Origin of the sequence: Streptomyces pseudovenezuelae, assembly GCF_001513955.1 — a bacterium.
Taxonomy (GTDB): Bacteria; Actinomycetota; Actinomycetes; order Streptomycetales; family Streptomycetaceae; genus Streptomyces; species Streptomyces pseudovenezuelae.
Genome location: NZ_KQ948151.1, coordinates 54,188 through 79,179, shown reverse-complemented (window position 1 = coordinate 79,179; position 24,992 = coordinate 54,188). Strand labels below are relative to the sequence as shown.

Below are 24,992 nucleotides of genomic sequence, written 5' to 3'. Positions count from 1 at the left end.
CCACCGGCCACAGAGGACGAACAGGTCATCGCGGTGGGCGCTCCGTGCGCAGGGCCAGGACGGGGCAGGCGGCGACGGCGCGGCGGGCATGGGACTCCAGACGTGCCGGGACGGCCGCCTGTGCGAGGACGGGGTAACCCCATTCGTCGAGGTCGACGAGTTCGGGGAGGAGTTCGGCGCACAGGCCGTGGCCCGTGCAGGCGATCCGGTCGATGCGCAGAGTCCGGGCGCGGGTCATCTCCATGCCTCCGGGGGCTCGGCGGGTGGTACGGGGAGCAGGGGCGGCCGATGGGCGTTCGGGCAGGCGCCCCGCGTGAGGTGGTGGTCGACGTCGTCGGCGAAGGTGCGCAGGGCGGAGGCGGCGAGTCGGGCCGCGCCGTCGGGGTGGCGGCAGGCGCCCCGGTCCGGCAGCAGGCCGGTGCGCCGGTGCAGGCGGGAGAGCAGGTCCGGGTCGGGCCGTCCGGCGGCCAGGGCGGCGAAGTCCTCGGCCACCGCGGGCAGTCCGAGACGACAGGGACCGCACTGACGCGCACTGTGCGCGGCCAGGTAGGCGAGGACCCGGGCCGTCTCGGTCAGCCCGCAGGCGGCCCGCGGAAGCGCGACGAGCGCGCCCGCGCCCGGCGCGGCGCCCAGCTCGGCCAGGTCGTGCCGGGTGAGGGGGGTGCGCAGGTGTCCGGCCGGCAGCCAGACGCCCGCGAAGCCGCCGAGCAGCACTGCCCGCAACGGCTCCGTGGGCCCGCCGGCGCCGTCGAGGAGCGTCGCGAGCGGCGTGCCGAGCGCGACCTCCAGGACCCCGGGCGCGGCCACGGCCCCGGAGACGGTGACGAGCGTCGTGCCCGGTTCGTCGGATGTCCCTGTCTGCCGGTACCAGTCGGGGCCGTAACGGGCGACCAGGGCCAGATGGGCCAGCGTCTCGGCGTTGTGGACGAGCGTGGGCAGTCGTGCGACACCGCGCTCGTGACTGCGTGGCGGGTTGCCCAGCGGCCGGGCCTCGCCCCCGTTGAGCCAGCGCACCAGAGACGTCGACTCGCTGGAGACGTAGGTGTGGGGAAGGGCGTGCAGCAGCAGCGACACGACATCGAGGTGAGCCCGCCCGCGGTCGCCGAGGGCGGTGTGCAGCTGCTGGTACTGGGCGGGACGGCCGCGTGGCAGGCAGATGTGGACGGTGTCCGCGCCGACCGCCTCGGCGGCGAGAACGGCACCGTCGAGGACGAGGTGTGGTGCGACGGCGAGGAGGAACTGGTCCTTGCGGCTGGGCGGTTCGCTCTCCATGGCGTTCACGACGACCACGGCTCGACCCCGTCGCGCCGCCACCGCACGCAACTTGGCGGCGGTCGGGAAGCCGGCGCCGCCACGTCCGGTGAGCCCGGCCGCCTCCACGGCCCGCAACAGAGGCATCGAGTGGCGGTGACCGCGCGCCATGGCGACCGGGGGAGGCCCGTATCGCAGCAGGTGCTCGTTCAGGTCGGCCGGCCTTCCGGTGTCGTACCAGCCCGCCAGGAGCCGGGCGCCTGCAGGCGTGCCCGTCGCGGTCGTGCGGTACGCGGCGGAAGGCGTCGGCGCCGAGGAGTTCATCGTCCACCCCCCAGATGGAGGAGCATCGTGGCGGCTGCGCGCCTGGCCCACCCGGGCTGCAGCGGCCCGGCGGCCAGGAACGCCGTGAGGAGCACCGGTACGGCCATCGCGGTCACCGCGGCGACGAGGCGTCCCGCGACATGTCCGGGGCCGGACCTCGCCAGCCTCCACCACACCGCGCCGACCACGGACACGAGGCAGCCGGCGTAGAGCCACAGCTGGAGGGACAGCCGGGTGTCCGTGCCCGTTCCGACGCCATGGAAGAGGGCGAGGGGCCAGGCCGCGTACGCCAGCCAGTGCACGGCCTTCCAGCGGCGCACCCCGATGCGCAGCCGCACCGCACTGGTGACCAGGACCGCCAGCACCAGGTCGAGAGCGACCGTGCCCAGACCGAGCCAGAACGGACGGTACGACGCGCCGAACGGGACCACGGTCACCGCCCACCCCAGATGGACGAACGGATCGAGTACCGCGGTGACCACGTGCATGACCAGGAACACCAGCGTCAGCAGGGACAGGTTGCGGTGCAGCAGGCCGATCTCGAAACGGCCGATCCGGCGGGGTGCGGCGCGCCCTCCGGAGGCGATGCCGAGCACGACCGTGGCGGTCAGCAGCAAAAGCGACAGGGTGCCGCCGACCCTGCTGGCGTACCAGAGCGGGCTGCCCGTCAGGGCCAGGGTCGTCATCGCGTACCTCCAGGAGCCGCGGTCTCGGGAGCGGAGGCGTCGGGCGGCCAGCCCCCGAGACGTGTGACCTGGCCGTCCGGGGCCACCAGGCGGGCGGGGAGTCCCGTGCGGCGCAGCCAGCCCTCGGCCGAGTGGCCCAGCACGATCGCCGCCGTGCTGGCGGCGTTCGCGTCCACGCAGTCGGCGGCCGCGACGGTGACGGTGTGCCAGACGGGCACGGCGGGCTCGCCGGTCACCGGGTCCACGATGTGGTGCACGGTGCGTCCGGCCCGCCGCCAAGTGCGCACCCGGACCCCGGAGGTCGCCAGCGCGCCGTTGGTCACCGCGACGGCCGGACAACGGGATCGCGCGGGCACGGCGTGGTCGTCGGCGAGGGCTATCCGCCAGCCGCCGTCCGGCGGTGTCCCGGCCACCGCCAGATCGCCGCCCAGGTTGACCACCACGCCGCAGCCGACGGCGGCAGCGGCCCGGCGGGCGGCCCGGTCGGCGGTGAGGGCCTTGGCGGATGAGCCCAGGTCGAGGTACGTGTCCGGAGGCAGGCGCAGCCGCCGGGTACGCGCGTTCCAGACGATGCTGCGCCAGCCGGGAGCGGGCCGGAACACCGGCAAGGGGCGTACGTCGTCGGGGCGCAGGGAGGAGAAGGTGCGGTCGTAGCCGAGCGCGATCACCGCGCGGCCGACGGTGGGGTCCACGGCTCCGCCGGTGAGTTCGGCGGTACGTAGCGCGGCGTCCAGCGCTTCGGCGAAACGCTCGCTCACTGTCACCGTCGTGCCCGCGGCCAGGTTCACCCGGGTGAGTTCGGAGTCCGGCCGGAAGCGGCTGCACGTCAAGTCCACGGCGGCCAGCTCGGCCCGCAGGACCGCCTCTGCGGCGGCCAGGGCGGACGGGGCCGTCACCAGCAGCGTGGCCGTGGTGCCGAGGGCGGGGAACACTGCCTCGGCGGGCCCGGGTGTGAGGGACGGGGACGCGGCTCGACGGGTCATGACGCCCCCGTCGTGGACTGGGGTTGCTGCTGGGTGGGGGTGGGTGGCTGCGCCGGAGCCTGCAGGGCCGGCTGTGTCGTCCGCGGTGCCGCGCCGTCGTCGTCATCGCCCTCGTGGCTGCCGGAGTCGTCTCCCGTGGTCGCGTCGGACGTTGTGGAGGAGGCGGGCGCCGGCTCGTGCACGACGGGTCCCGCCGGGGTGGACGGCGTCGAACTGCCGGGCAGCAGATGGGTGTAGACGGCTCCGAGGGCGGCGGTGCCGGCGAGCGCGGCGGCAGCGATCCACCGAGTGAGGCTGTGGACCCGCTTCACCCCGCGGTCGCGTGCGCGCACCGCACCGGGGGACGGGGCTCTGTGGCCGAAGTCATGAGGCGGAAAGGACATGGCAGCGACTCCTGGAGGATCGGTGGCCCGAACTCGGCTGCGTACATCTCCAGGCTGTGCCGCCGGTCCCCGGGAACCTGCTCACCTCTTCTTCAGAACCGGTAAAGATCTCGGGCACTCACGCACCGGTCTCCGGCACGGACGCCGCGTGCCGCCGGGGCTCGCCTCGCGACCACAGCGGCAGATCCAGCACGACCGTCAGCCCGCCCCCCGGAGTGTCCGCCAGCTCCACGGTGCCACCGTTGACGGTGACGAGCCGGTGGACGATGGCCAGCCCCAGGCCGGTGCCTCTGGCCCGGGAACTGCCGAACCGGTGGAACGCGACCGCCTTGGCGTCGGTGTCCATGCCGGGACCGTCGTCCGTCACTCGCACCCGCGCGAAGCGGCCCGCCGCTCGAAGGCCGACCGTCACGCTCCCGCCGTCGGGAACGGCGTCAAGGGCGTTCGCGATCAGGTTGTCGAGGATCTGCTCCAGGTGTCCACTGCCCAGCGAAGCGGCCAGGGCGGGTCTCGAGGGGGTGGTCAGCAGCACGTTGCGCTCCTCGGCCACAGGTGACCAGGCGTCCACGCGCTCCGCCACCACCTCGTCGACCCGGACGGCGACCGGACGGGGGGTCGCCTGTTCGGCGCGGGCCACCGCCAGCAGTCCGTCGACCAGCCGGGACAGCCGGGCGATCTCTCCCTGAGCGGCGGCGAGTTCCTCCGCGGTGTCACCCTCGGCCCCGGCCGCCAGGACGTCGAGCCGCAGCCGCAGGGCGGCCAGGGGGGTGCGCAGCTGGTGCGACACATCGGCGATCACGGCCCGGTGGCCGTGCACCAGGGCTTCCGTACGGGCCGCCATCGTGTTGAACGTGGCGGCCAGCCGGCGTACCTCCGGTGGCCCGCCGTCGACGGCCGCCCGCTCGCCGAGGACACCCTCGCCCAGCCGCTGGGCAGCCGTGTCCAGGGTCGACAGGGGGCGGCTCACCCAGCGGGCAAGGCGTACGGACAGCAGCACGGACGCGGCGAGCCCCAGCAGGCCGATCCCGGCGGACCAGCCCCAGATCCCGGCGATGCGGGCGTTCAGGGGTGCGGCGGAACGAGCGAGCACGACGGCACCCGCGGGCTGTCGGACGTCACCGGCGGGTTCCGCGGCGAGCAGCCGGCCCTCGTTCTCCGGCGGCGCCGGTTCGTGCCCGGCCAGCACCCGATCCACCAGCTCACGCGCCTCTTCACCCTGAGCGGCGGTGCACTCCGTGCTCGCGACCAGCCGCGCGGACGCGTCGTACACGGCGGCGCAGTCCCCCGCCTCGGCCGCGGCGTGCAGTTCCTTGCGCATGGCGGTGGCCGGCCGGTGATCGGAGAGGTGTTCCTCGGCCGCCGCGGCGATCGCCCGGGTGGTCGCCTGCTGGTCGTCGCGGAAGGCCACGCGTTCCCGAGCCGTCATCAGCACCCCGAGCGGTACGACCGCCAGCACCAGCAGAACGGTGGTCAGCGCGAGAAGCGTCAGGGTGATCCGGCGGGTCACGGCGGTTCCCGGAGCCCCTCGACCGCCCCCAGCCGGAACCCGTGCCCGTACACCGTCTCGATCAGCCCCGGTGCGCCGAGCTTGCGGCGCAGCGCCGCTATGTGCACGTCCAGCACCTTCGTGGGCCCGTACCAGTGGGCGTCCCAGGCCCGTTCCAGGATTTCCTGCCGGGTCACCACCCGCCCCGGATCGGCGGCCAGGCACTCCAGGATGCAGAACTCCTTAGGCGTCAGCGCGACCGGGCGCCCGTCCATCGCGACCTGCCGGGTGCGCAGATCGACCGCCAGCGGCCCGTGACGCAGGATCTCCGGACCGGCCGGACGTCGGCGGCGCAGCACCGCACGCATCCGGGCCAGGAGCTCGGCCAGCCCGAACGGCTTGACCAGGTAGTCGTCGGCGCCCTCGTCCAGCGCGACCACCCGGTCCGCCTCCTCACCCCGTGCCGTCACGGCGATGATCGCGGCGTCCGACCGGGCGCGAAGCCGTCGGCAGACCTCGACTCCGTCGATGTCGGGCAGCCCCAGATCGAGGAGCACGACGTCGCAGGATGCGGCCGCGAGGGCGGCACGGCCGGTGCGGACGCCCTCGACCGTGTATCCGGCCTGCCGCAGACCGCGCTCCAGGGACTCCGCGATGCCCCGGTCGTCCTCCACGACCAGCACTCGCGTCTCCTTGGACGATCCTCGGGCCTGCCCCTGCATGTGTGCGATCCGCCTCCTGGGATCCAGTCTGCGCCGTCCTCGGAGTCATACGGCAGGGCCGTTCGACCCATCCCTGAGTCGCGGGGACCACAGAGCAGGCGGTCCGCGACCGGCCGGGCGCGCGCGGTCCTGGGGTTCGACGCCGGCACGAACGCGGCACCGGCGTTCGGGGGAACCACCGTCGTGCGCTGTTTCACGGCGCCGCGGCTACCGGTCCTCCCGGATACCGGAGACGCGTCGCGTCTCGAGGTCGGACTGGACCACGAGGTGGGTGTGATGGGGCTGGTTCCCGGTGTCCTCCCAGGTGAGGGTGACCCGGCTCCAGCAGTGCCCCGTGCCGCTGTCGTTGTAGTCGACCTGCCAGGCTGTTGGAGTGCCCGCGGCGCGCAGTACCCCGTCCCGGTGGTGCGTCGCTTCCCAGCGGGCCAGGCTGCGGTGCAGCTCGGGCGTGAGGTAGTGGCGGCGCAGGGCGTCGACGAGCTGCCCACGGCCCCGGTCGGTCAACGCGTCGGTGTAGGCGCCGTAGAAGTCGGCGACGTGGTCGACGGCGGACAGCGGGTTGCCCGCCCGCGGGGCCGTGCCTGCCGCGAGGGTGGCCGTGGCCGACGTGTGCGCCCGGGGAGGCGGCAACGTGGCGCCCGGCTTGATGTGGCGGAAGGTGCGGGACGTGGTCATGTCACTCTCCTGTTTCCCGGACAACGCGAGTTTTCCTCACTTCCAGTGCACCGCGGGCAGAAGGCGGCCGGGAGGGCCGAGCGGTGTGCTACCAGGGACCGTTGGGCCTTGCGACACGGGCGTCGAGTGGCCTGGGGGAGACTCCGACAAGGCCGCACGACTTGGCCGCGGTCATGCCGCATTGCTCCGCCGCGGTCATGCCGTCCGGCGCGGTGCCGTGCCGTTCTCCTGACGGACGAGGTGGGCGGTGAACCAGTCCCGGGCCAGTTCGGCGACGGCAGCCAGGGCGCCGGGTTCCTCGAAGAGATGGGACGCGCCGGGGACCACGGCGATCCGGTGCTCACAGCACAACTGGTCGGCGGCGAGCCGGTTGAGGCTGAGAACCCGGGTGTCGCGGCTGCCGACGATCAGCAGGGTGGGGGCTCGCACCTGCGCCAGGGCGACGGGACCTGCCAGCCCGGGTCGGCCGCCGCGGGAGACGATCGCGTGGATGTCGGTGCCGGGGAGGACCGCGGCTTCCAGGGCGGCGGCCGTGCCGGTGCCGGCCCCGAAGAAGCCCACCGGCAGTGGGGTCTCATGGCGCAGCCACAGAGCGGCGGCATGCAGGCGCCGGGCCAGCAGTACGACGTCGAAGGCGTTGTGCCGGTCGCGTTCCTCGTCCTCGGTGAGCAGGTCGAACAGGAGTGTGCCGAGTCGGGCGCGGTGGAGGGTCTGCGCGAGATACCGGTTGCGGGAACGGTGGCGGCTGCTGCCGCTGCCGTGGGCGAACGCCACCACCGCCGGGGCCGCGTCAGGGACGACGAGTCGGGCGGCCAGTTCCACCCTGCCGACCGGCACCCGCACCTCCCGGTCGACCGGTGGTCGGGGGACGGGCGGCGCCTCCTCCGCACGACGGGCCCGCGCCAGCAGGGCGGTCACCTCGTCGTCGGGGGTCTGTGTGAAGTCGTGGTACCAGGCGCCTACCGAACCGAAAAATCGCACCGTCTGCAAGCAGATCACCTGGTCGACCGTCCCGCGCAGCCGCGTGACCGTCCGTTCCGGCCCCACGGGTACGGCGAGGACCACCCGGGCCGCGCCCCGGTCACGGACGATCCGGCAGGCGGCCTCGGCAGTGGCGCCGGTGGCCAGGCCGTCATCCACGACGACCACGGTGCGGCCGGCCACAGGGACGGGCTCGCGCCCGTCGCGGTAGCGGCGGACCCGCCGGTCCACTTCGGCCCGTTCGGTCCGTTCCACGGCGCACTGGGCAGCGGGGTCCACCCCCGCCTCCTTGAGTACGTCCGGATTGAGGACGCGGCCCCCGTACTCACTCACGGCGCCGAAGCCCCACTCCGGCTCAGAGGGCACTCCCAGTTTGCGGACCACGAGCACATCCAGCGGCACGTCCAGTTCTCGGGCCACCTCGAAGGCCACGGGCACGCCACCGCGCGGCAGCCCCAGCACCACCACGTCCTGCCCGCGCAGGAAATCCAGGCACCGGGCCAGCCGTAGCCCGGCTGCTCTGCGGTCGTCGAAACGCATATGCGGCCTCCCCGGCCGAGCGTCACGGCGCGGCGAACGCGACCACCGCACCACAGCAGGAAGTCCTCCCTGCTTCCTCCATTGCAACGCGCCTGCGGGGGGCGCGGCAGAGGCGTTCGGCCCTGTCCCGGGGCCCCATGGACCCTGTCGACGGCACGCACGACGAACCGTGTTGTCGGTGATCCCGGCATCAGCCGGCCTTGCGGCCACCCCACTGCGGGCCGACCAGGTCCCACTCCCTGCCCCACTCGGCGAAGCGCCGCTGGTCGAGTCGCGACCGTACGGCGGCACCGGCGCCGAACGTGACGCCGGAGACGGTGAACACCGCGGCCACCCCGAAAAGGACAGCCTCGGCGGCGGCCTCGGCCGGACCGGTCGGTTCGGTGGTGAGGGCGCCCTGGTCGTCCTGCCAGACCGTTGTCCGGGCCCCGGCCCGCAGCCCGCGCTCGACCTGGGCGTATCCGTCGTGGGTGGTGCCGTCAGGGGCCGTCCAGCGGACCTTCGCCCGAGCCCGGCTCCCGGGGCCCTTGACCGCGGGCACAGCCGGCGGGACGGCGCTGAGCAGGACGGCCCGGGCGGAATGTCGTTCGGCGCGCTGGTGGGCGAATCCCTCGGCGACTGTGTGGGCCGTCACCAGTCCGGCGACAGCGCCCCCCACCGCGAATACTGCCCACATCGCCAGGATGATCCAGGCTTCGATGGTGTCGTCGGGTCGTCTCAGCGGATTGCTCCGCCACCGCCACAGTCGCTTCGTCGTTCTGCCACTGCCACGCATCCGTCAGCCCTCCTCCGCCGTCCCTGTGCTCGCCACTCTCCGAAGGTGTCCCGGGGCAGCGGGACGGGACAGGGGCCGTCCGGGTGGGATCCGGGGCCGGTCGGCCTGTGCTCGGCAGATCCGTGCTCACCGGAGCGGGGACGGCGGCGGCCGGCCGCCGATTTCATAGCTGGTCACCCGCACCTCCCGCTCGACCGCAGGCAAGAGGCATACGAGGTCTTCGCAGGACTCAGCGCCCTTGCGAGCTGTACGGAGCCCAGGCCGGTCGGCCCACGCGCCGTTGTCCCGGAGAGGAGAGGAGAGGAGAGGAGCCGGCCGACGGACGCGACGGGCAGGGAGCACCCGCGCCTCCATGCGGTGCCGAGCCGTCTGCTGTCTGTCGATACGAACCGTGTTCAGCGGCGAGTCAGCGCGCCGGCGATCTCGGACGCCCATGCGTCGATCGCGGCCCAGTCGCGGTAGTCCCCGAAGCGGCCGCCGACAAGCCGGAACATGATGCGCCCGGCGCGCGGCAGGTGGGCCCTGGTGACGACGCCCGAGAACAGCCGGTGCTCGCGGAAGTGCAGACCGCTGGGCAAGCGCTCCTCGATCGCCGGGATCTCTTTCGGGACCAGGTCCCGCCACGGCCCGCGCAGGGCGGCAGGCATCCCCACACTGAAGATCCATAGCGGGCGGGGGCCCAGCACGTCGAGGTTCTCGCGCACGAAGTCCCTGGCGGGATCGAGCCACGCCTGTCCATGCACGGCGCTGCCGAGGACGAACGCCTTGTAGGCATCCGCGTCGTCCACGCTCTCCATGGGCCGCGCCTCGGCCGTCAGCCCCTGTTCGACCAGCCCGGCGGCCAGGCGCTCGGCGACACCACGGGTCGAGCCCTGCGCGGTCGCGTATCCGACGAGTACGTCCATGACGTCACCTCGGCATTCCCTCGTGTCCCGCAGCGGTACCGTCGGCTCCCACGGCCGCGGTCCGCTGAAGGGAACCTGTCCGTCCGGGACCGACGCGGACCGTCCGGCATCACGGGAACCGGCGCGTGCCGCAGGCAGCCCTGGGCGGGCGGCCCCCCACCCCGGCCGCGCGGACGGGCCCCGCACCACGACCGCGCGCAAGGCCGGGCCTATCGAGACAGCAGAGTTCGCCGCCGGGCCCGGCCATGGCACCCGCCGTCCCCATACGGTCACGGGACCGGCCGCGGGGAGGCCCGGAGACCCGTTCACGACCGGTAGTGCCGATGGTCGTCATGGTCCCCGATGTAGTGGCGCTCCTCGACGACCGTCTCCCGCTCGCCGGGCCGCCGGACCATTCCGGGCGTGGCCACGAACATGATCAGGCCGATCACGCCGGCGCACATCAGGGCGAAGCCGACGATGAACGAGCTGTAGCCGAACACCAGGCACGCGCCCAGCACGGCCGCACCGATCAAGATGAGAGGAACCATGACCGCCTGCCTCTGATCGATCTTCCGCAGTGCACCTCGGGCTTTTCGAAGAGGTGCGCATCGCGGGCATCCGTCGGTGCCGGAAACCCGCATCCGTTCCCTTCCAGCGTCCGGGCGGGGAAGCGGGCAGCCCAGGGGCTGAGCGGGCAGGTGGCCGGGCCGAGTGGCCCTCGGTCCGGTTCCCAGGTTCCTGTGCCGTCTCTGCGCCGGTGCAGCCGGGCATCCGTGCTTCCTCGGTGTGCCGCGGCATGGGCCGAACGGCCCCGTCCGGGGCCGAACCACCCCTGCCGTATCCCGGCCGGGGGTGTCACGGTGAAGGTGGAGTTGCGTGCTGATTCCCGTAGAGACCGACGAAAGGCGGTGGGGAAGATGGAGCTGCCCCTGGTCGTGGGCGTCGACGGATCGGACGGGAGCCTGACGGCGCTCGACTGGGCCGTGGACGAGGCGGCTCGGCACGGTCTGCCGTTGCGGCTGGTGTACGCCTCGAAGTGGGAACACTACGAAGGTGCCCTTCCGTCCGACAGCCTCGAACGCCCCTCTGAGCGGGTGATGGCCGAGCACGTGGTCGCCTCTGCGGCGGAGCGCGCCGGTCGGCGCAACCCGGATACGAAGGTCACCGCCGAGGTCGTCCCCGAGGAAGCGGCGGCCACGCTGCTCCGCGAAGGCCGTAATGCGTCCTTGCTGGTGACGGGCTCGCGCGGCCGTGGCGAGCTGGCGGGCCTGCTTCTCGGCTCCGTCGGACTGGCCGTGGCGGCCCGTGCCTACGGGCCCGTGGTCGTCGTCCGTGGCGACAAGGCCGGGGTCGAGGCCACTCACGAGCGGATCGTGCTCGGCGTGGGGGAGTCGGCGACCAGCGGTGAGGCAGTGCGGTTCGCCTTCCGCGAGGCCGAGGTGCGCGGGTGCACCCTGGACGTGGTGCGCGCCTGGCGCTGCCCCGCGCACGAGGGCGCCGACCACCCCAAGTTGGCCGAGAGCCCGGCGCACCGCCACGAGGAGCGGGCCTCCGCTCTGCTCGACTCCCTGCTGGAGGAGGCGGTCGCGGACCATCCCGGGGTGCGGGTGCGCCGCAGCACGGTCGAGGGACCGGCGCGCAAGGTGCTCCTGGCCCGGTCGGCCGCAGCGGACCTTCTCATCGTCGGAGCGCAGCGCCGCACCGGTCACGTCGGCTTGCAACTCGGCAGGGTGGCGCACACGTTGCTGCACCACTCCGTCTGCCCGGTCGCGGTTGTGCCGCAGCAGGCATGAGCGTGCGCCGTCCGCCGACGCCCGACCAGGGCCGCCCGTCAGACGTACGGGACGACGGTCTGCGGCACGTGGACAGCAGGTCCCGCCCCGGCGGCGCCACGGCCATCCCGCGCCCACGCAGCATCGACGCGTCGGCCGGGACCGCGCGTGCCGTGACGGCGGACAGGGAGCGCCTGTTCACTGACCGGATGCGGGCGTATGGCGTCGACGCGTATCCCGGAACGAGCCGGCCGCCGCGTGCCCTGGGACTGCGGCGGCACGGGGCCGACATCGTCCCACCCGGCCTGGGAGAACTGGTCGCGCAAGGAGCGTCGAAGTGACGGACTGGACCTGGGAGTACGAGGGCTACGAGCCCGCCGACGAGCGCCTGAGGGAATCGCTGTGCACACTGGGCAACGGCTACTTCGCCACGCGCGGGGCCCTGCCCGAGTGCGCCGCGGACGAGGTGCACTACCCGGGCACCTACATAGCCGGCTGCTACAACCGTCTCACCTCCGACGTGGCCGGCCACCAGGTCGAGAACGAGGACTTGGTGAACGTGCCGAACTGGCTGTTCCTGCGCTTCCGCCTGCCAGGGCAGCCGTGGGTCACCCCCGAGACCGCGACCGTGCTCGAGCACCGTACGACCCTGCACCTGTCTGCCGGGTTGCTGGAGCGGCGCACGCGCTACGGCCTCGGCGAGGGACGGGTGCTGGCGGTGCGTCAGCAGCGCCTCGTGCACATGGCGGATTCTCATCTGGCGGCGCTGCGAACCGAGTTCACCGCCGAGGGCTTCTCCGGCCGGCTCGATGTCGAGGCGGCGCTCGACGGCTCCGTCACCAACTCCGGTGTGCCCCGCTACCGGGACCTGGACGGTCATCACCTCACCCACGCGCAGACCGGGAGCGCCGCCGCGGACACCGTGTGGCTGCGCTGCCGCACCCGTACGTCCGACATCCGTATCGCCATGGCTTCCCGCCTCCGTGCCGACGCGCCGGCCACGACTGGCCACGACGTCCGGCGTGCCGCCCAGCGGCTGGTCCTCGAACTGGCGGCGGGGCGGACGGCCGTCGTCGACAAGACCGTCGCCCTGCACACCTCGCGCGACCCGGCGATCAGTGACCCGCTGTTCGCCGCGGTCGACCGGGTGACCCGGGCCCCGGACTTCGACGACCTCCTGGAGCCGCACCTCACGGCCTGGGACCAGCTCTGGCGCCGTGCGGACCTCCAGGTCGACGGCGAGGCGGGCCGTATCCTGGGGCTGCACCTCTTCCACGTCCTGCAGACGCTCTCCCCGCACACAGCCGACCTCGACGTCGGCGTACCCGCCCGCGGACTGCACGGCGAGGCCTACCGCGGCCACGTCTTCTGGGACGAGCTGTTCGTCCTGCCCTACCTCAACCTGCACTTCCCCGAGGTCTCCCGCGCCCTGCTCCGCTACCGGCACCGCCGACTCGAGCAGGCGTGCACCGCTGCTTCGGAGTCGGGCCGCCGGGGTGCGCTGTATCCCTGGCAGAGCGGCAGCGACGGGCGCGAGGAGACCCAGCAACTGCACCTCAACCCGCGCTCGGGACGCTGGCTGCCCGACCATTCCCGACTCCAGTACCACGTCGGCTCGGCCATCGCGTACAACGTGTGGCAGTACTGCGAGGCAAGCGGCGACGCCGAGTTCCGGCACACCAAGGGCGCCGAGATGCTGCTGCAGATCGCGCGCTTCTGGGCCGACTCCGCCGTCTACGACGAGACGCTGGGCCGCCATCGCATCAAGGGTGTGGTCGGTCCCGACGAGTACCACGACGGGTATCCCGATGCGACGGAACCGGGCCTGGACGACAACGCGTACACGAACGTCACCGCCGCGTGGGTGCTTGCCCGCACGTTGGAGCTGCTGGAGTCGCTCCCTGAGCCCCGACGACGGGAACTCGTCGAGCGGGCGGGGCTGGACGGCGGCGAGCTCGAGCAGTGGGAGGATGTCTCCCGCACCCTCCATGTGCCCTTCCACGACGGCGTGATCAGCCAGTTCGAAGGCTATGGCGACCTCGCCGAACTCGACTGGGCGGGCTACCGGGAGAAGTACGGCGACATCAGGCGCCTCGACCGGATCCTCGAGGCGGAGGGAGACACCGTCAACCGCTACCGAGCCTCCAAACAGGCCGACGTCCTGATGCTCGGCTACCTCTTCGCACCGGCCGAACTGGAAGGCCTGTTCCGCCGCTTGGGGCTGCGCCTCGGCGAGGACACCTGGCGGCGCACCGTCGACCACTATCTGCGGCGCACCAGCCACGGCTCCACGCTCAGCGGGCTGGTCCACGGCTGGGTCCTGGCCCGGGCCCGGCGCGCCGAAGCCTGGAAGTTCTGTCAGGAGGCGCTCCAGGGCGACATCGCCGACGTCCAGGGCGGCACCACCGGCGAGGGCATCCACCTCGGCGCCATGGCGGGGACGCTCGATCTCGTGCAGCGCGGACTGACCGGTCTGGAGACACGCGGCGGGGCGCTGTGGCTCGATCCGGTACCGCTGCCGGAACTGTCCTCGTACGGCTTCGCGCTGCGCTATCAGGGTCACTGGGGTGTGAAACTCAGGCTGGAGCGCGGACTGCTGGAGATTGCGGTGCCCTCCTCCGACGGCTCACCGATCGACGTACAACTGCCGGGCCGGGCGGTCTGCCTGCAACCGGGGGAGACGGCCCGACTGGTGCTCGGAGACTGATGGCGAGGTGCCGGCAGGAGAGTACCGAGCGCTCTCGCGAGCCTCACGGTGCCCCGTCCGTCCGACGACGTCGCAGAGCCAGGGACGTGAGCACGAGGAGAGCCACGGCGAACGCGGCGAGGACGCTCAGGGCGCGCAGAATCGACTGCAGATCGCCGTTCCGGGGCAGCAGCGTGGCCCAGGCGCCCACGGTCGGCCGAGTCACGGCGACAGCGGCCACGGCGGCCTCCCGGAACGGCACGAGAGCCACGGAGCAGGCGGCGACGGCGACGCAGGCCTGCGGCGGAAACACTCCGCCGGTCCGGCGAACGCCGCGCATCATCGCGCGGGACGGTCCCCCGGCTCGGGCTACTCCAGATGGGTGGCGAGCACCGCCGCCTGCACGCGCCGCTGAACGCCGAGTTTGGCCAGCAGGCGGGAGACCTTGATCCCCGGATATGTGGCACACAGACACGCGGGCCCGCGCATCAGGACGATCATCACCCGCCCGGGCCGGTCGCACCAGGTGGATGGGTCCGGTACCGGACCCACGCGTTTCACATAGTGTTACCGAGTCTCAGCCCGTGGTCCTGTTCGGGCCGTCCAGGGCGAACTCCACGTCCACTACCCCCTCGACCGCCCGCACCAGGCGCGCTGCCACAGGCACGAGCGAGGTGTCCCGGACCCGGCCGCCGAGCGTCACGACACCGTCCCGGACCTCGACCAGCACGGCCGACTCCGGTGAGGGGAAGAGGTACGAGACGACCTCTCGTCTGATCTCCCCGGCCACGTCCTCATCGTCCCGCAGGAACACCTTCAACAGGTCCGCCCGGCTGACGATGCCCTCCAGGTGCCCTGTCGCGTCGACGACGGGCAGCCGCTTGACCCGTGCCCGGGCCATCTCCCGCGCGGCCAGCGCGAGCGTCGCGTCCGCCCGGATGGTCAGGGCGGGGGAGGTCATCAGCTCACCTGCGGTGACCGAGCCGGCCTTGGCCAGGTCGGACAGCCGCCGCAGCTGCGTGTGCCGGTCGGGGTCGCTGTCGCGGAACTCCTCCTTGGGCAGCAGGTCGGCCTCGGAGACGACCCCCACGACCTTGTTCCCGCCATCCACGACGGGCAGAGCGCTGACCCTGCGGTCCTGCAGGGTCCGCACGATGTCCTTGAAGGCGGCCCCACGGCCGACGGCGGCCACGGAGCGGGTCATCACGTCACTCACGATGTGCGGGGATGCGTGCACGGCGCTCTCCTTGGTCGCTTCGTCACTTCGGACAGTCAGGGGCGTTCACGGTCGGCTCCCGCTGCCGTAGGGGCCGTACAGATCCAGCAGCCGAATGCGGGCCGCCTGCAGTCGGTGCGCGACGACCTCCCCCACCCAGCGGGCGATGGTCCGGCCGAACTCGGGGTCCTCCTGGCAGATCTCCCGTACCGCCGTGGCGTCGAACTCGAACGTCCGCAGCGGCGAGGCCGCCTCGGCGCCCAGATGCCAGGTGTAGGGAGGGAACAGCCAGGACCAGCCGACGAGTTCGTTGTGCCCGAGGGACTCGATGACGGCGGCCCGGCGACCGGGTACACGCATGTCGAGGTCGACCGTGCCGGTGCGGATGATCCAGAACCGGTCGGCGCGGCCGCCCTCCTCGAAGAGCCGGGCGCCCTCGGGGAACGCCACCTCCCGTGCGATCCCCATCAGCCTCTGCCGGTGCTCGGCGGGCAGCGCCCGCGGCATGCTCGTGGTTGCGGGAGCGTTCATGGCGTGCCTCCAGCAGGCCGTACGGAACTACCACCCCCAGTGTGTGCGTGCGGTCCTGGACGGACCAGGGGCCACCTGGCCCCAGGAGCGGTCCGTCCGGCGGTCCGGTGCACCCCTGTGGCACCCTGTGCCACCCCTCGGACCGCGGTTCGATGGTGCTGACAGAGCCATTCGGCAGAGCGGAAACAGAGGGGAAAGGGGCGGAACACCATGGGTACGAGCCTGACTCCGGAGTTCTGGCGGCAGTTCGCCGTCCTCCTGGTGACAGCCACGGTCGTCACCTTCGTGCTCAGCGCGGCGCTCGACGAGCTGTACCTGCGCCGGCAGCGGCGCCGCGCCGCCCGCCGGTCGGCGGGCGCCGGTACGCCGAAAGCGACGCCCCTCCCGAAGCGGCCCGTCGTGCGTACGCCCGTGCGGCACTGAAGCCGCGCAGCCAGGGGCGGCGGCAACCTTCACAACGACGCCGTTGGGCCGGTTGGCCCCGGTCGGGGACCTGCGGCCCCTGGAGTAACGGACACTCAGAGGCCGACTCTGGACTCACATCCCCGATGAGGAGGCAGAGCCATGGTGCGCGCTGTTGTCGCAGGTCTGGACGGTTCGTCCGAGAGCCGCGCTGCGGTGGAATGGGCGGCCCGCGAAGCGGAAATGCGTGGCCTGCCGTTGAAGGTCGTCCATGTGTGGGAGCCCGTGCCCGAGCCCATGGCCCAGGCCCCGTTGCTCGGCGCCGAGACCCAGCAGCACTGGAGCGAGCGCATTCCCCGCGAGGTCGTCGAGGGACTGCGCCTGCGTCATCCCGGCATCGAGATCACCATGCAGCAGTCGAGCGGCGGGGCCGCCGACACCCTGGTCAAGGCAGCAGCGGACGCCGAGCTGCTCGCCCTCGGTTCTCGCGGATTCAGCGGGATCGGCGGGTTCATGGTCGGCTCCGTGGGCCTCGCCGTCGTGGCGCACGCCGAACGTCCGGTGGTCCTGGTCCGGGCCGGTGAGCAGGCCGCGGACGAGCACCAGACGGACCCGGCCGGAATCCCGTCGGCCGCCACCCCCTACCGGCCCGTAGTGCTGGGCCTGGACCCCGGCGGTCCGGACGACTCGCTGATCGAGTTCGCGTTCGACGCGGCTGCCCGGCGCTCCGCTGTCCTGCGGGTCGTCCATGGATGGAACCTGCCGCCCTACTACACCTATGGCCTGTCCGTCGACCCGGAGTACCACGACGAGATCGTCCGGCAGCAGTCCGCCGCCCTGTCCGCGGCCCTGCGCCCCTGGCGCCAGAAGTACCCGGACATCGAAGTCGTCGAGGAGTCCCGCTCCGGAAGCGGAGCCAACCACCTGGTCGACGCCTCGCGCGAGGCCTCGCTGGTCGTGGTGGGCCGGCGGATCCGCCGCAGCCCCCTCGGCGCCCACATCGGCTCCGTCACCCACGCCGTCCTGCACCACGCCACCGCCCCAGTCGTGGTCGTGTCCCACAAGTGACCTCCGTCAACGAGGAGCGGCAGGCATGAAGGCAGCCGGAGCAGGACGGTGAGCGCGATGTCGATGGATCTTGCGGTCGTCGTCGGTGTCGACGGCTCCGAACCGAGCCTGCGCGCCGTCGACTGGGCGGCCGACGAGGCGGCCCTGCGCCGGCTGCCGCTGCGACTGGTGTACGCGTCGCTGTGGGAGCGGTACGAGGGCACCTCTCTCGCCACGGACCTGGGCAGGCCGTCCGAGGAGCTGTTGGCCGACGACATCGTCGCCGCTGCCGAGCGCCGCGCCCGCAGCCGCCACCCTGATCTGGCGCTTGCCGTCGACGTGTTGGCGGAAGAGCCCGAGTACGCACTGGTCCGGGAGAGCCGCAGCGCCACCGTGCTGGTCACAGGCAGCCGCGGCCGCAGTGGTCTCGCCGAGGCCCTGCTGGGCTCCGTGAGCCTGGCCGTGGCCGCCCACGCCGACTGCCCGGTGGTCGTCCTGCGCGGCAGCCACGACAACCGGGCGACGCCCGGGGCCCAGGGCCGGGTCGTCGTGGGCGTCGGTGAGGAGGGAAAGGAGTCCCCCGCCGTGCGCTTCGCGGCCGAGGAGGCGCGGCGTCGCGGGGTGCCCCTGGAGGCCGTACGGGCCTGGCGGAGGCCCGCGCACGAGAGCACCGACCACCCTCTGATGACCGGTGAACCCGCCCGGCTGCACCAGGAGCAAGCCGCGGAGGTGCTGGAGCACGCCCTGCGGGACGTCCCGCCCGAGGTCGAGGTGCGGCGCCGGACTGTGGAAGGCCACGCCCGCCGGGTACTGGTGGATGCCTCGTACCAGGCCGACCTCCTGGTCGTCGGGGCCAAGCGCCACGGCTCCTTCGGGCTCCAGCTCGGCCGCGTCACCCACGCGGTGCTGCATCACTCCGACTGCCCGGTCGCCGTCGTGCCGCGGCGGATGCCGGAGCCCTGACCTGCCCACAGGCTCGTCGCTCGATCGAAGCACTGCCCGATGACCCTGTGACCAGGATTGGTAGTTGGCACCAGGGGATGTTCGTGACCTGCACTGATGCCAACTAGATTCAGCAGCCGGATGCCCGTGATCAGAGAGATGGTTGGCACTTTGGTACAGCGCAGGTCACGGGCGTTTCACCGGGCCACAGGGCCATGTGGCCCGGGGCAGAAGGCTCCCTCCGGTGCGACCGACGGACTTCAGGTCCCGATGCAGCTTCTCTGTTGATGATCCGTACGGTGATACATCCAGAGCACCACGTCGCAGACCCGCAACGCGCTGACGGTCGCGGGGAGGTCGGCGGACTGCCGTAGGGCCCATCAGTTCGCGGTGCAACGCATGATTGTCGGCACGCAGCGCGCCATGCAGGTCAAGCCAGAATGACTTCGGCCGACCAAGAACGCAGCGAACGACCTGATCGTAGACGGGCAGCAGCCGCGGCCGCTTCCGGGCAAGGAGCTTGCCTGCCGTCACCCACCCGATTCCGGGCTGGTCGCAGAGAGCGCGCCAGGCAGTGTGGGCCGGCGACCCTTCGGCCAAGTCGGCAGCCTCGGCCTCAACCAGGTCGATGTCGAAGCGAACGCTGCTCAGCAGCTCGGACAACCGGACTCCAAGGTCGCCTTCAAGGAGTTCGACGGCGACCTGCACGGGAATCCTGACCGACAGGGTCTGCACAGCAATCAGGTCGTCGGCGGTCACTACGTTCGCGACCGCCTGACGGTCCCCTCCGCCGGCCAGATGCTCGAAACGACTACCCGTGAACGGCACTGCTTCATCGAGCAGGCCGGTGCCGCAGTAGCATCGGAGATCGGATACGGCCTGATCAGAGGTGATGAGGCTGTTCAGGCGGTGAGCGAGCGGCGGTTGACTCGATGCCGCAACCAGGTGGCGAAGGCGTCGACAAGACCGGCGTAGAACCGCTCGCCCCCGCAACTACCTGGCCTTTCTCGGACTTGCCACCGCCCTCTGCTGCTACAAACGCCTCATCCGCCTCACCACGTAGGACACGGTCTAAGAAGGGCGGGGCGGACGAGCGGAAGCTCTGAATTGCCCATCGCGTGGCGTCAGGTTCTGCTCCGGAGCGCTCAGTGGCTCGGAGCACCCGCCAGTTCGCGCAGGCGCGTATTGTTCTCCAGCGCCCACCGCACGGTCCGCGGCGGGTGCCCGAGCAGGGTTTCCAGTTGGTCGGAGAGGGCGTCGTACCGCCCGCTGGCGATCAGCCTGGTCTGGATCCTCAGGTGCGCCGCCACGTGCCGGGCCGCACCCGGATCGCCCAGGGACTCCTGCAGGACGGTCTCGTCGAGGAAGGCCTCGTTCCAGGCCTCCACTTCCTCAGGGATGTAGGTGACCTCGCGTCCCAGCACGGCTGCGTAGTCCTCAGCGAACCCGTACATGTCCTTCAGCTCCGGGCCGGTGAGCGCGTAGGACTTCGAGATGTGCGGTGCGGGGTCGACCAACACCTTCACGCACACCTCTGCCACGTCGTGAACGGCGATGGGCGCGAGCCGCTGCTTGCCGAAGGGCAGGCGCAGTTCACCGTTGCTCAGCGGGCCCTGTTGCATCCAGGTCAGGTGGGGGTTCTCGGCGAACAGAGTCGGACGCACGTTGATGGTCGGCAGGCCGGACCAGTCCAGCACCCGCTCGCAGACCCAGTGGGCCCGCTGCTGTGGTGACCAGTCCGTGACCACTCCGCCGAGCCAGGAATGCCGCTCCTCGTCCGGTGCGGTCATCTTCTCGAGCGTCATGTACGACTGCTCGTAGTTGGACAGGTGCACGAAGGCCTCGATGTCGCCCTGAGCTCGCGCCGCCGCGGCCATCACGGTGAGGGCATCGGCGTAGTACGGCTGCGGGGTCATGCTGAAGTAGATGCGCTTGACACCCTTCAGCGCGGCGGCCACGTCCGCGAGTTTGAGCAGGTCGCCGACGAAGACCTCGGCCCCGGCCTCGCGCAGCGACTGCGCGCGTTCGTCGTCCCGTCGCACGAACGCGCGCACCGGGTGGCCCTGTTCGAGCAGCATGCCGACCATCAGCCTGCTCACGCCACCGACTTGGCCGCCGGCGCCGGTGATCAGAATGGGATTGCGTTCCGTCATTGTCGTGTCCTTCATCTGGTTGGGGTTGGGTCGGCCGTTCAGAAAGCCGAGGACGGTGGCGTGGGCCTCGGCGCGACGCTCCTGCTGCCTGCTTGCGGGCATGACTGAAAGCCGTCTGGAAACTGATTGGGTGAGGTGTAGTCGGAGGACGGGGGAAAGCCGTCGACGACGGAGTGTCGTGGCCGGGCACCGTCGTCCCGGCGGCGGCTCGGCTTCGTAGCCACGACCTGCCGCACGGTGAACGGGCCGCTTCGCGCGCGCGGAGCTGCCCGTTCGGCATTGAGGGTTCAGGTGCGGGCGGGCGTCATCTGCAGGAACAGCTCCAGCAGTGCCAGCAGCGTCTCGGGAGCGTCCTCGGTCGGGAAGTGACCGGCGCCCGGGATCTCGACCACGGGTGCGTCGGGGTAGCTGAGCCGGAACGAGGGGATCACGTACTGGGGCAGCAGTGCGGTGTCGCGCATACCGACGGCCAGCATTGCCGGCACGGCGCGCAGTGCGGCGACGGCTTCCATGGGCGGCGGGCCGGGCGGGGGGCCCTGCGGGCCCTCCAGGACCTGCCGGGGGAAGGCGATGACACCGAAGGACTCGGCGGGGGTGGGGAAGGGGCTGGAGTAGGCGCGGATCCAGGTCGGCGTGGCGATCTCCGGTCGGGCGACATGCTGCAGGTCGATCATCAGCTGGGCGATGGTGTGACCCGCGTTTCCGAGGATCTGCTCGAACGAACCGTCCGCGAGCGCCGACTGAGCCCACTGGAACCACCGGCTCTCGGCGCCGTTGGCCTTCATCAGATCCTCGATGCCCTGGGCGAGAGGCAGCACGGTGTTCACCGCGAAGATCCGGGAGATCCGGTCGGGGTGACGCAGCGCGAACCCGGTGCCGATGGGGCCGCCCCAGTCACGCACCACCAGGGTGATGTCGGTGAGGTCGAGCGTGTCGACGAGCAGCGATTCGAGATTGAGGATGTGTTCGCTCGCGTCGTATGTGCGGTCCTGGGGCGTCTCGCTCTTGCCGAAGCCCATGTGGTCCGGAACGACCACGCGATGGTGACGTGACAGTGGCCCGATCAGGTGGCGCCACTCGTAGCCCCACGTGGGCTCGCCGTGCAGCATGACGATCGTCTGACCGGGCTGCTCGGGGCCCTCGTCGACGTAGTGCTGGCGGAAGCCGGCCGCCTCGTTGAAGCGGGCGGGATACGGCCACGTGCCGTCGAACGTCTCGTCAGCGGCAATCACGGGACATCGTGCCTTCCGGTGCGGTGTTGTACGTACTGACCGCGGTCATGAGCTCCTCCGAAGTATTTGGTTCTGAAGCGGCCTTCATCGGCTGGCTCGCTCTTGCGCCGAGCTGCGTGCGACGCCCTGAACGTCATGAGTTCAACGTCCAAGCCGCCTGCGCGGCATCGCGGTGCTGCACTCCCGGACCAAGCCTGTCCGGCGAGCTCAGGACGGTTATGGACTGAACGGTAAGGAACCTAGGCGGTTCTGTACTGGGTTGTCAAGAAGGGGTGGGTCGGCTTTACCTTCGATGCATGGCGAGACCACGAAGCTTCGACCCCGACCACGTCCTGAGTGCCGCCGAGCGGCAGTTCCGCACCTCGGGCTACAACGGCACCGACGTCGACGACATCAGTGCCGCCACTGGCCTGGGCCGCGGCAGCCTCTACGCCGCGTTCGACGGCAAACACGGCGTACTGCTGGCCGCCAACGCGATCCTTACCTGGAGCACCGAGTTATTACGGCCTGGCGGTGACCGCGCTGCGTCGTGCCGGCCGGCCCACCGACGATGAGCTGCTGGCGCGCATCTGGCCCAGCCACCACGCCGACGTCAACTTTTGCGGAACTCACTCGGTGGACATCGACGGCGAGTTGGCCAAGCTGGACACCGACGGCTACCGGCCGCTGCGGCTACCCAGGCCCGCCCGCGGCTGATCTTTGCTGTGGCTGCTCGCCTTACAGACATGGCCAGCGAACTGCACGATGCATACACCGGCCGGCTGCGTTCGTTCCTCAACAACGCACGCACCAGCATCGGACCCGGCTCCTTCGTCGTCCGCGGCAGACTCGGTGGCGGCGTTTCCACGACCAAGCCGCGGCGCCGATGACGCGCCTCGCCAACCGCGTCGTGCGCTCTGAACCCGCCCAGGGTCCGCTGCAGCTGCACCGCCTCGACCGCAAGACCGGGATCGCGTGCAGCCGGTGCGGCACCCGCAGCCAGACCACGGTAGTCGCCGCCCTCGACGCAGACTGGACCAGGCTCGTCGACCGCGGCTGCTACAACGTGTGGAGCAAGCAGCTCGGGTGAACCCCGATGCAGCGGATAACAGCCTGCTCTCCGGTACATGCCTCTCCCGGCCATCCCCGCAACCTGCGTCCAAGCATTCGTCGACGAAGTTGCGGGCCCAGATGACCTCGTTCTCCCGCTCGTATTCGAGGAACTCCACTCACGCTGCGGCGGCGATATCCAGACTTTTCATCCGCGCACTCTTGGCCCTCGTCTTGGCGAGCAGCCGGCCGGCGATCGGTAGCCGACCGAGGCGGATCATCACGGACCGAAGCAGCAACTCGGCGCGGTTGCCCGGGGTGAGGAAACCGCGCTGGCTCACACCGCTGCCGAGGTGGTAGTCGATGAACGGGCGCAGGTGGTCCTCCCAGTCCTGCAGCGCTCGTGGCACATCGTGCGGGTGGCGTTCCAGCATGGTGCCGAGCAGGTCCGCCCCGGCCAGGCCGGCGGATGCCCCCATGCCGGAGTAAAGGGTCAGGCACCACGCGGCGTCGCCGACGAGCACGACTCGGCCGCGGTACCAGTGGTCGAGGTGCACCTGCTCGGTGGAGTCGAACAGGTGGTCCGGGGCCTTCTCGAACTGGTCGAGCAGCCAACCGAGCGTGGAGCCGGTGGGCTCGGCGCCGTAGGCGGCGCGCAGCGAGTCGATGGCCGGCCGGGTGAACTCGGCGTCCACGTCGTCGGTGCGGTAGGAGAACAGCACCGACGGCGGACGGTCGGCGAACGGGAAGACCCACACCGATCGGCCCGCCTCGGCCATGGTCAGCCCGTCCTGTGGGCGGTAGCCGGGTACCGGCTCGGGCAGGCTGTACACGGCGATCATGTAGTTCAGTCGACGGATCGGGCTCGGCTCGGGCTCGAACGCGAGCCGGCGCACCGTCGAGCGCAGTCCGTCTGCCCCGACCACCAGGTCGAACCGTTCGACGGTCGTCGTCTCCGTCGTCAGGTCGCGGATCTCGACGTCCACCCCGTCGAGGTACTGGTCCAGCGCGACCGGCACGGTCGAGTACCGGATCTCGACCTCGTCGGGCAGGGCGGTGAAGGCCGCGTCTTCGATGTCGCCCCGCACCGTCAGTCGAGACCCGGGGAACACATCGGCGTAGCCCACACCGCGGCGGCGCCGGCCCGTGCGGTCGACGTCGTAGCTCACGCTGTCCGGAGCGACGCGATTCGACACCGCATCGGCGAAGCCCAGCCGTTCGGCGGCGGCGAGCCCGGCCCCGAACAGGGCGAGGAAGTATCCGCCGCGGCGCCGCTCGGGGGCCTTCTCCAGCACCACCACGTCCCAGCCCGCGCGATGCAGTCGCAGCGCGGAGGTGATCCCGCTTATCCCGAGGCCGACCACCAGGGCCCGCTGTCGCGATGCCGTGTTCTTGTCCATCGGATTGCGCTCCGACATTGTCGTGTCCTTCATCTCGTGGGGGGTCGGCCGTTCAGGAAGCCGAGGATGTGGAGTCGTCGAGGCGGGCGAGGAGGTCGAGAAGGGGGCGTTGACCTCGGTGGGACGCTCCTGCTGCTTGCTTGCCGGGCATGGCTGAGAATCGTCTGGAAACTGATCAGCTTCCAGACGGGAGAACAGGTCGGTTTCCTCGCCGGCGAAGGTGGGGCGAGCGGGTGACGGGCTGGGATCTCAGGGCTTCGAGATCATCGTGTGGCCGCTTCGGGGCTTGCCTCCGCGACGGCGTGGAGGGCCGCGTCGGTGTCGGCGGTGGCCAGTGTGCTGTTGATGTCGGCGCCGGCCAGTGCGCCGGCCGCTGCGGAGGCTCCGACCTGGGCGACCAGATCGGTGACGTTGCCGGCCACCCACACACCCGGCACCTCGGTGGCGCCGGCCGTGCCGGAGGCGAAACCGCGGCCCTTCGGCAGGTCCTGCACCGGCAGGCCCAGACCTTCCAGACCCTGAGTGCGGGCCTGCATCGGCGCGGCGACCGCGACGACGCGGCGGGCCACGACCTGGCCGTCCGCCAGGCGCACCCCGGCGAGGGCACCGCCGGTGTCGTTGACGACCTCGGTGACCGGGGTGTCGATGACGCGGATGCCGCGGGCGGCGAAGCGGGCGCGGCTGTCCTCGTCCAGGTCGGTGCCGTGGGTGAAGTAGGTCAGGTCCTCGGTCAGCTGACGGAACAGATACGCGTGGCCGATGGAGGCGGGGCCGGTGGCGAGGACGCCGATGGGCTCGTCGCGCACCTCCCAGCCGTGGCAGTACGGGCAGTGCACCACACCGTGCCCCCAGTGCTCGGCGAGCCCGGGCACCTCAGGCAGCACATCCG

At 71.6% G+C, this 24,992-nt stretch carries 28 protein-coding genes and 4 pseudogenes; 10 read left to right on the top strand and 22 right to left on the bottom strand.

What is annotated here, in order from left to right:
- Positions 1 to 25: 25 nt before the first annotated feature.
- The 12 genes from AQI94_RS32110 to AQI94_RS32055 form a co-directional block, all read right to left on the bottom strand.
- Positions 26 to 244, bottom strand: a complete 219-nt coding sequence (locus AQI94_RS32110; RefSeq protein WP_031061742.1) for a ferredoxin — start codon at positions 242 to 244, stop codon at positions 26 to 28.
- Positions 235 to 1,575 (bottom strand): NADH-ubiquinone oxidoreductase-F iron-sulfur binding region domain-containing protein, encoded by a 1,341-nt coding sequence (locus AQI94_RS32105; RefSeq protein WP_062230064.1) that lies wholly within the window; start codon positions 1,573 to 1,575, stop codon positions 235 to 237. The genes AQI94_RS32110 and AQI94_RS32105 overlap by 10 nt, the downstream gene beginning before the upstream one ends.
- Positions 1,572 to 2,261 carry a ferric reductase-like transmembrane domain-containing protein gene (locus AQI94_RS32100; protein WP_031049944.1) on the bottom strand — a complete coding sequence of 230 codons (690 nt, stop codon included), beginning with the start codon at positions 2,259 to 2,261 and terminating at the stop codon, positions 1,572 to 1,574. Before AQI94_RS32100 ends, AQI94_RS32105 begins: the two co-directional genes overlap by 4 nt.
- Complete coding sequence (locus tag AQI94_RS32095) at positions 2,258 to 3,244, bottom strand: FAD:protein FMN transferase (RefSeq protein WP_031049942.1); 987 nt, start codon at positions 3,242 to 3,244, stop codon at positions 2,258 to 2,260. Before AQI94_RS32095 ends, AQI94_RS32100 begins: the two co-directional genes overlap by 4 nt.
- Positions 3,241 to 3,627: a hypothetical protein gene (locus AQI94_RS32090; protein WP_062230063.1), complete on the bottom strand. Its 387-nt coding sequence runs from the start codon at positions 3,625 to 3,627 to the stop codon at positions 3,241 to 3,243. Before AQI94_RS32090 ends, AQI94_RS32095 begins: the two co-directional genes overlap by 4 nt.
- Positions 3,628 to 3,745: 118 nt before the next feature.
- Entirely contained in the window at positions 3,746 to 5,134 is a 1,389-nt protein-coding gene (locus tag AQI94_RS32085) for a sensor histidine kinase (RefSeq protein ID WP_031049940.1), read from the bottom strand.
- The gene (locus tag AQI94_RS32080) at positions 5,131 to 5,796 is read right to left on the bottom strand and encodes a response regulator transcription factor (RefSeq protein WP_037943230.1); all 666 of its coding nucleotides are present in this window, start codon (positions 5,794 to 5,796) and stop codon (positions 5,131 to 5,133) included. The genes AQI94_RS32085 and AQI94_RS32080 overlap by 4 nt, the downstream gene beginning before the upstream one ends.
- 246 nt (positions 5,797 to 6,042) lie before the next feature.
- Positions 6,043 to 6,510, bottom strand: coding sequence for a hypothetical protein (locus AQI94_RS32075; RefSeq protein ID WP_225890334.1), 468 nt, complete (start codon positions 6,508 to 6,510; stop codon positions 6,043 to 6,045).
- 195 nt (positions 6,511 to 6,705) lie between these two features.
- Positions 6,706 to 8,031, bottom strand: a complete 1,326-nt coding sequence (locus tag AQI94_RS32070; RefSeq protein ID WP_031049930.1) for a phosphoribosyltransferase family protein — start codon at positions 8,029 to 8,031, stop codon at positions 6,706 to 6,708.
- A 190-nt stretch (positions 8,032 to 8,221) separates the two neighbouring features.
- Positions 8,222 to 8,806 carry an Rv1733c family protein gene (locus tag AQI94_RS32065; RefSeq protein ID WP_031049927.1) on the bottom strand — a complete coding sequence of 195 codons (585 nt, stop codon included), beginning with the start codon at positions 8,804 to 8,806 and terminating at the stop codon, positions 8,222 to 8,224.
- Between the two features lie 395 nt (positions 8,807 to 9,201).
- Positions 9,202 to 9,711 (bottom strand): flavodoxin domain-containing protein, encoded by a 510-nt coding sequence (locus tag AQI94_RS32060; RefSeq protein WP_031049924.1) that lies wholly within the window; start codon positions 9,709 to 9,711, stop codon positions 9,202 to 9,204.
- 305 nt (positions 9,712 to 10,016) lie between these two features.
- Positions 10,017 to 10,241 (bottom strand): hypothetical protein, encoded by a 225-nt coding sequence (locus tag AQI94_RS32055; RefSeq protein WP_031048912.1) that lies wholly within the window; start codon positions 10,239 to 10,241, stop codon positions 10,017 to 10,019.
- A gap of 369 nt (positions 10,242 to 10,610) precedes the next feature.
- Between AQI94_RS32055 and AQI94_RS32050 the strand changes: the two genes are divergently transcribed.
- The 3 genes from AQI94_RS32050 to AQI94_RS32040 are packed head-to-tail and all read left to right on the top strand — an operon-like array spanning position 10,611 to position 14,172.
- Positions 10,611 to 11,486, top strand: coding sequence for a universal stress protein (locus tag AQI94_RS32050; protein WP_031048910.1), 876 nt, complete (start codon positions 10,611 to 10,613; stop codon positions 11,484 to 11,486).
- Complete coding sequence (locus tag AQI94_RS32045; RefSeq protein WP_158806294.1) at positions 11,483 to 11,806, top strand: hypothetical protein; 324 nt, start codon at positions 11,483 to 11,485, stop codon at positions 11,804 to 11,806. The genes AQI94_RS32050 and AQI94_RS32045 overlap by 4 nt, the downstream gene beginning before the upstream one ends.
- On the top strand, positions 11,803 to 14,172 hold the full coding sequence (locus tag AQI94_RS32040) for a glycoside hydrolase family 65 protein (RefSeq protein WP_031048905.1): 2,370 nt from the start codon (positions 11,803 to 11,805) through the stop codon (positions 14,170 to 14,172). Before AQI94_RS32045 ends, AQI94_RS32040 begins: the two co-directional genes overlap by 4 nt.
- A 43-nt stretch (positions 14,173 to 14,215) precedes the next feature.
- Here AQI94_RS32040 and AQI94_RS32035 read toward each other — a convergent pair whose 3' ends face one another.
- The 4 genes and pseudogenes from AQI94_RS32035 to AQI94_RS32025 all read right to left on the bottom strand — a co-directional run bounded on the left by AQI94_RS32035 (position 14,216) and on the right by AQI94_RS32025 (position 15,898).
- On the bottom strand, positions 14,216 to 14,494 hold the full coding sequence (locus AQI94_RS32035) for a hypothetical protein (protein ID WP_031048903.1): 279 nt from the start codon (positions 14,492 to 14,494) through the stop codon (positions 14,216 to 14,218).
- Positions 14,495 to 14,520: 26 nt separating this feature from the next.
- A pseudogene (locus AQI94_RS44285) lies at positions 14,521 to 14,595 on the bottom strand (DNA-binding response regulator); the annotation flags it as partial.
- Positions 14,596 to 14,728: 133 nt separating this feature from the next.
- Positions 14,729 to 15,388: a CBS domain-containing protein gene (locus AQI94_RS32030; RefSeq protein WP_031048901.1), complete on the bottom strand. Its 660-nt coding sequence runs from the start codon at positions 15,386 to 15,388 to the stop codon at positions 14,729 to 14,731.
- A gap of 45 nt (positions 15,389 to 15,433) precedes the next feature.
- Positions 15,434 to 15,898 (bottom strand): cyclic nucleotide-binding domain-containing protein, encoded by a 465-nt coding sequence (locus AQI94_RS32025; protein ID WP_031048900.1) that lies wholly within the window; start codon positions 15,896 to 15,898, stop codon positions 15,434 to 15,436.
- 210 nt (positions 15,899 to 16,108) lie between these two features.
- Between AQI94_RS32025 and AQI94_RS32020 the strand changes: the two genes are divergently transcribed.
- From AQI94_RS32020 to AQI94_RS32010, 3 genes are all read left to right on the top strand, one after another.
- A complete protein-coding gene (locus tag AQI94_RS32020; protein WP_031048898.1) occupies positions 16,109 to 16,321 on the top strand; it encodes a hypothetical protein in 213 nt (70 codons plus the stop codon).
- 141 nt (positions 16,322 to 16,462) lie between these two features.
- A complete protein-coding gene (locus AQI94_RS32015) occupies positions 16,463 to 17,368 on the top strand; it encodes a universal stress protein (RefSeq protein WP_031048896.1) in 906 nt (301 codons plus the stop codon).
- 63 nt (positions 17,369 to 17,431) lie between these two features.
- Complete coding sequence (locus tag AQI94_RS32010) at positions 17,432 to 18,310, top strand: universal stress protein (RefSeq protein ID WP_037942988.1); 879 nt, start codon at positions 17,432 to 17,434, stop codon at positions 18,308 to 18,310.
- 239 nt (positions 18,311 to 18,549) lie between these two features.
- On the opposite strand, the pseudogene AQI94_RS46635 reads toward AQI94_RS32010, so the two are convergent.
- From AQI94_RS46635 to AQI94_RS31995, 4 genes and pseudogenes are all read right to left on the bottom strand, one after another.
- Positions 18,550 to 18,630: pseudogene (locus AQI94_RS46635) on the bottom strand (hypothetical protein); the annotation flags it as partial.
- A 97-nt stretch (positions 18,631 to 18,727) separates the two neighbouring features.
- Positions 18,728 to 19,117 (bottom strand): annotated as a pseudogene (locus AQI94_RS46630) (DUF6308 family protein); the annotation flags it as partial.
- Positions 19,118 to 19,434: 317 nt separating this feature from the next.
- Positions 19,435 to 20,544, bottom strand: a complete 1,110-nt coding sequence (locus AQI94_RS32000; RefSeq protein ID WP_225890332.1) for an NAD(P)H-binding protein — start codon at positions 20,542 to 20,544, stop codon at positions 19,435 to 19,437.
- Between the two features lie 185 nt (positions 20,545 to 20,729).
- Positions 20,730 to 21,674 carry an alpha/beta fold hydrolase gene (locus AQI94_RS31995; RefSeq protein WP_031048889.1) on the bottom strand — a complete coding sequence of 315 codons (945 nt, stop codon included), beginning with the start codon at positions 21,672 to 21,674 and terminating at the stop codon, positions 20,730 to 20,732.
- A 296-nt stretch (positions 21,675 to 21,970) separates the two neighbouring features.
- On the opposite strand from AQI94_RS31995, the pseudogene AQI94_RS45185 reads away from it, so the two are divergent.
- The 4 genes and pseudogenes from AQI94_RS45185 to AQI94_RS31985 form a co-directional block, all read left to right on the top strand.
- Positions 21,971 to 22,150, top strand: a pseudogene (locus tag AQI94_RS45185) (TetR/AcrR family transcriptional regulator); the annotation flags it as partial.
- Positions 22,151 to 22,187: 37 nt separating this feature from the next.
- On the top strand, positions 22,188 to 22,370 hold the full coding sequence (locus AQI94_RS31990; protein WP_031053622.1) for a hypothetical protein: 183 nt from the start codon (positions 22,188 to 22,190) through the stop codon (positions 22,368 to 22,370).
- Between the two features lie 29 nt (positions 22,371 to 22,399).
- Positions 22,400 to 22,543 (top strand): hypothetical protein, encoded by a 144-nt coding sequence (locus tag AQI94_RS44790; RefSeq protein ID WP_158806337.1) that lies wholly within the window; start codon positions 22,400 to 22,402, stop codon positions 22,541 to 22,543.
- Positions 22,540 to 22,743 (top strand): hypothetical protein, encoded by a 204-nt coding sequence (locus tag AQI94_RS31985; protein WP_031053619.1) that lies wholly within the window; start codon positions 22,540 to 22,542, stop codon positions 22,741 to 22,743. Before AQI94_RS44790 ends, AQI94_RS31985 begins: the two co-directional genes overlap by 4 nt.
- Positions 22,744 to 22,882: 139 nt before the next feature.
- Here the strand turns inward: AQI94_RS31985 and AQI94_RS31980 are convergent, their stop codons facing one another.
- On the bottom strand, positions 22,883 to 24,121 hold the full coding sequence (locus AQI94_RS31980; RefSeq protein ID WP_225890331.1) for an FAD-dependent monooxygenase: 1,239 nt from the start codon (positions 24,119 to 24,121) through the stop codon (positions 22,883 to 22,885).
- A gap of 245 nt (positions 24,122 to 24,366) precedes the next feature.
- On the bottom strand, positions 24,367 to 24,992 hold a 626-nt coding region (locus AQI94_RS31975; protein ID WP_159050648.1), incomplete at its 5' end, for an FAD-dependent oxidoreductase.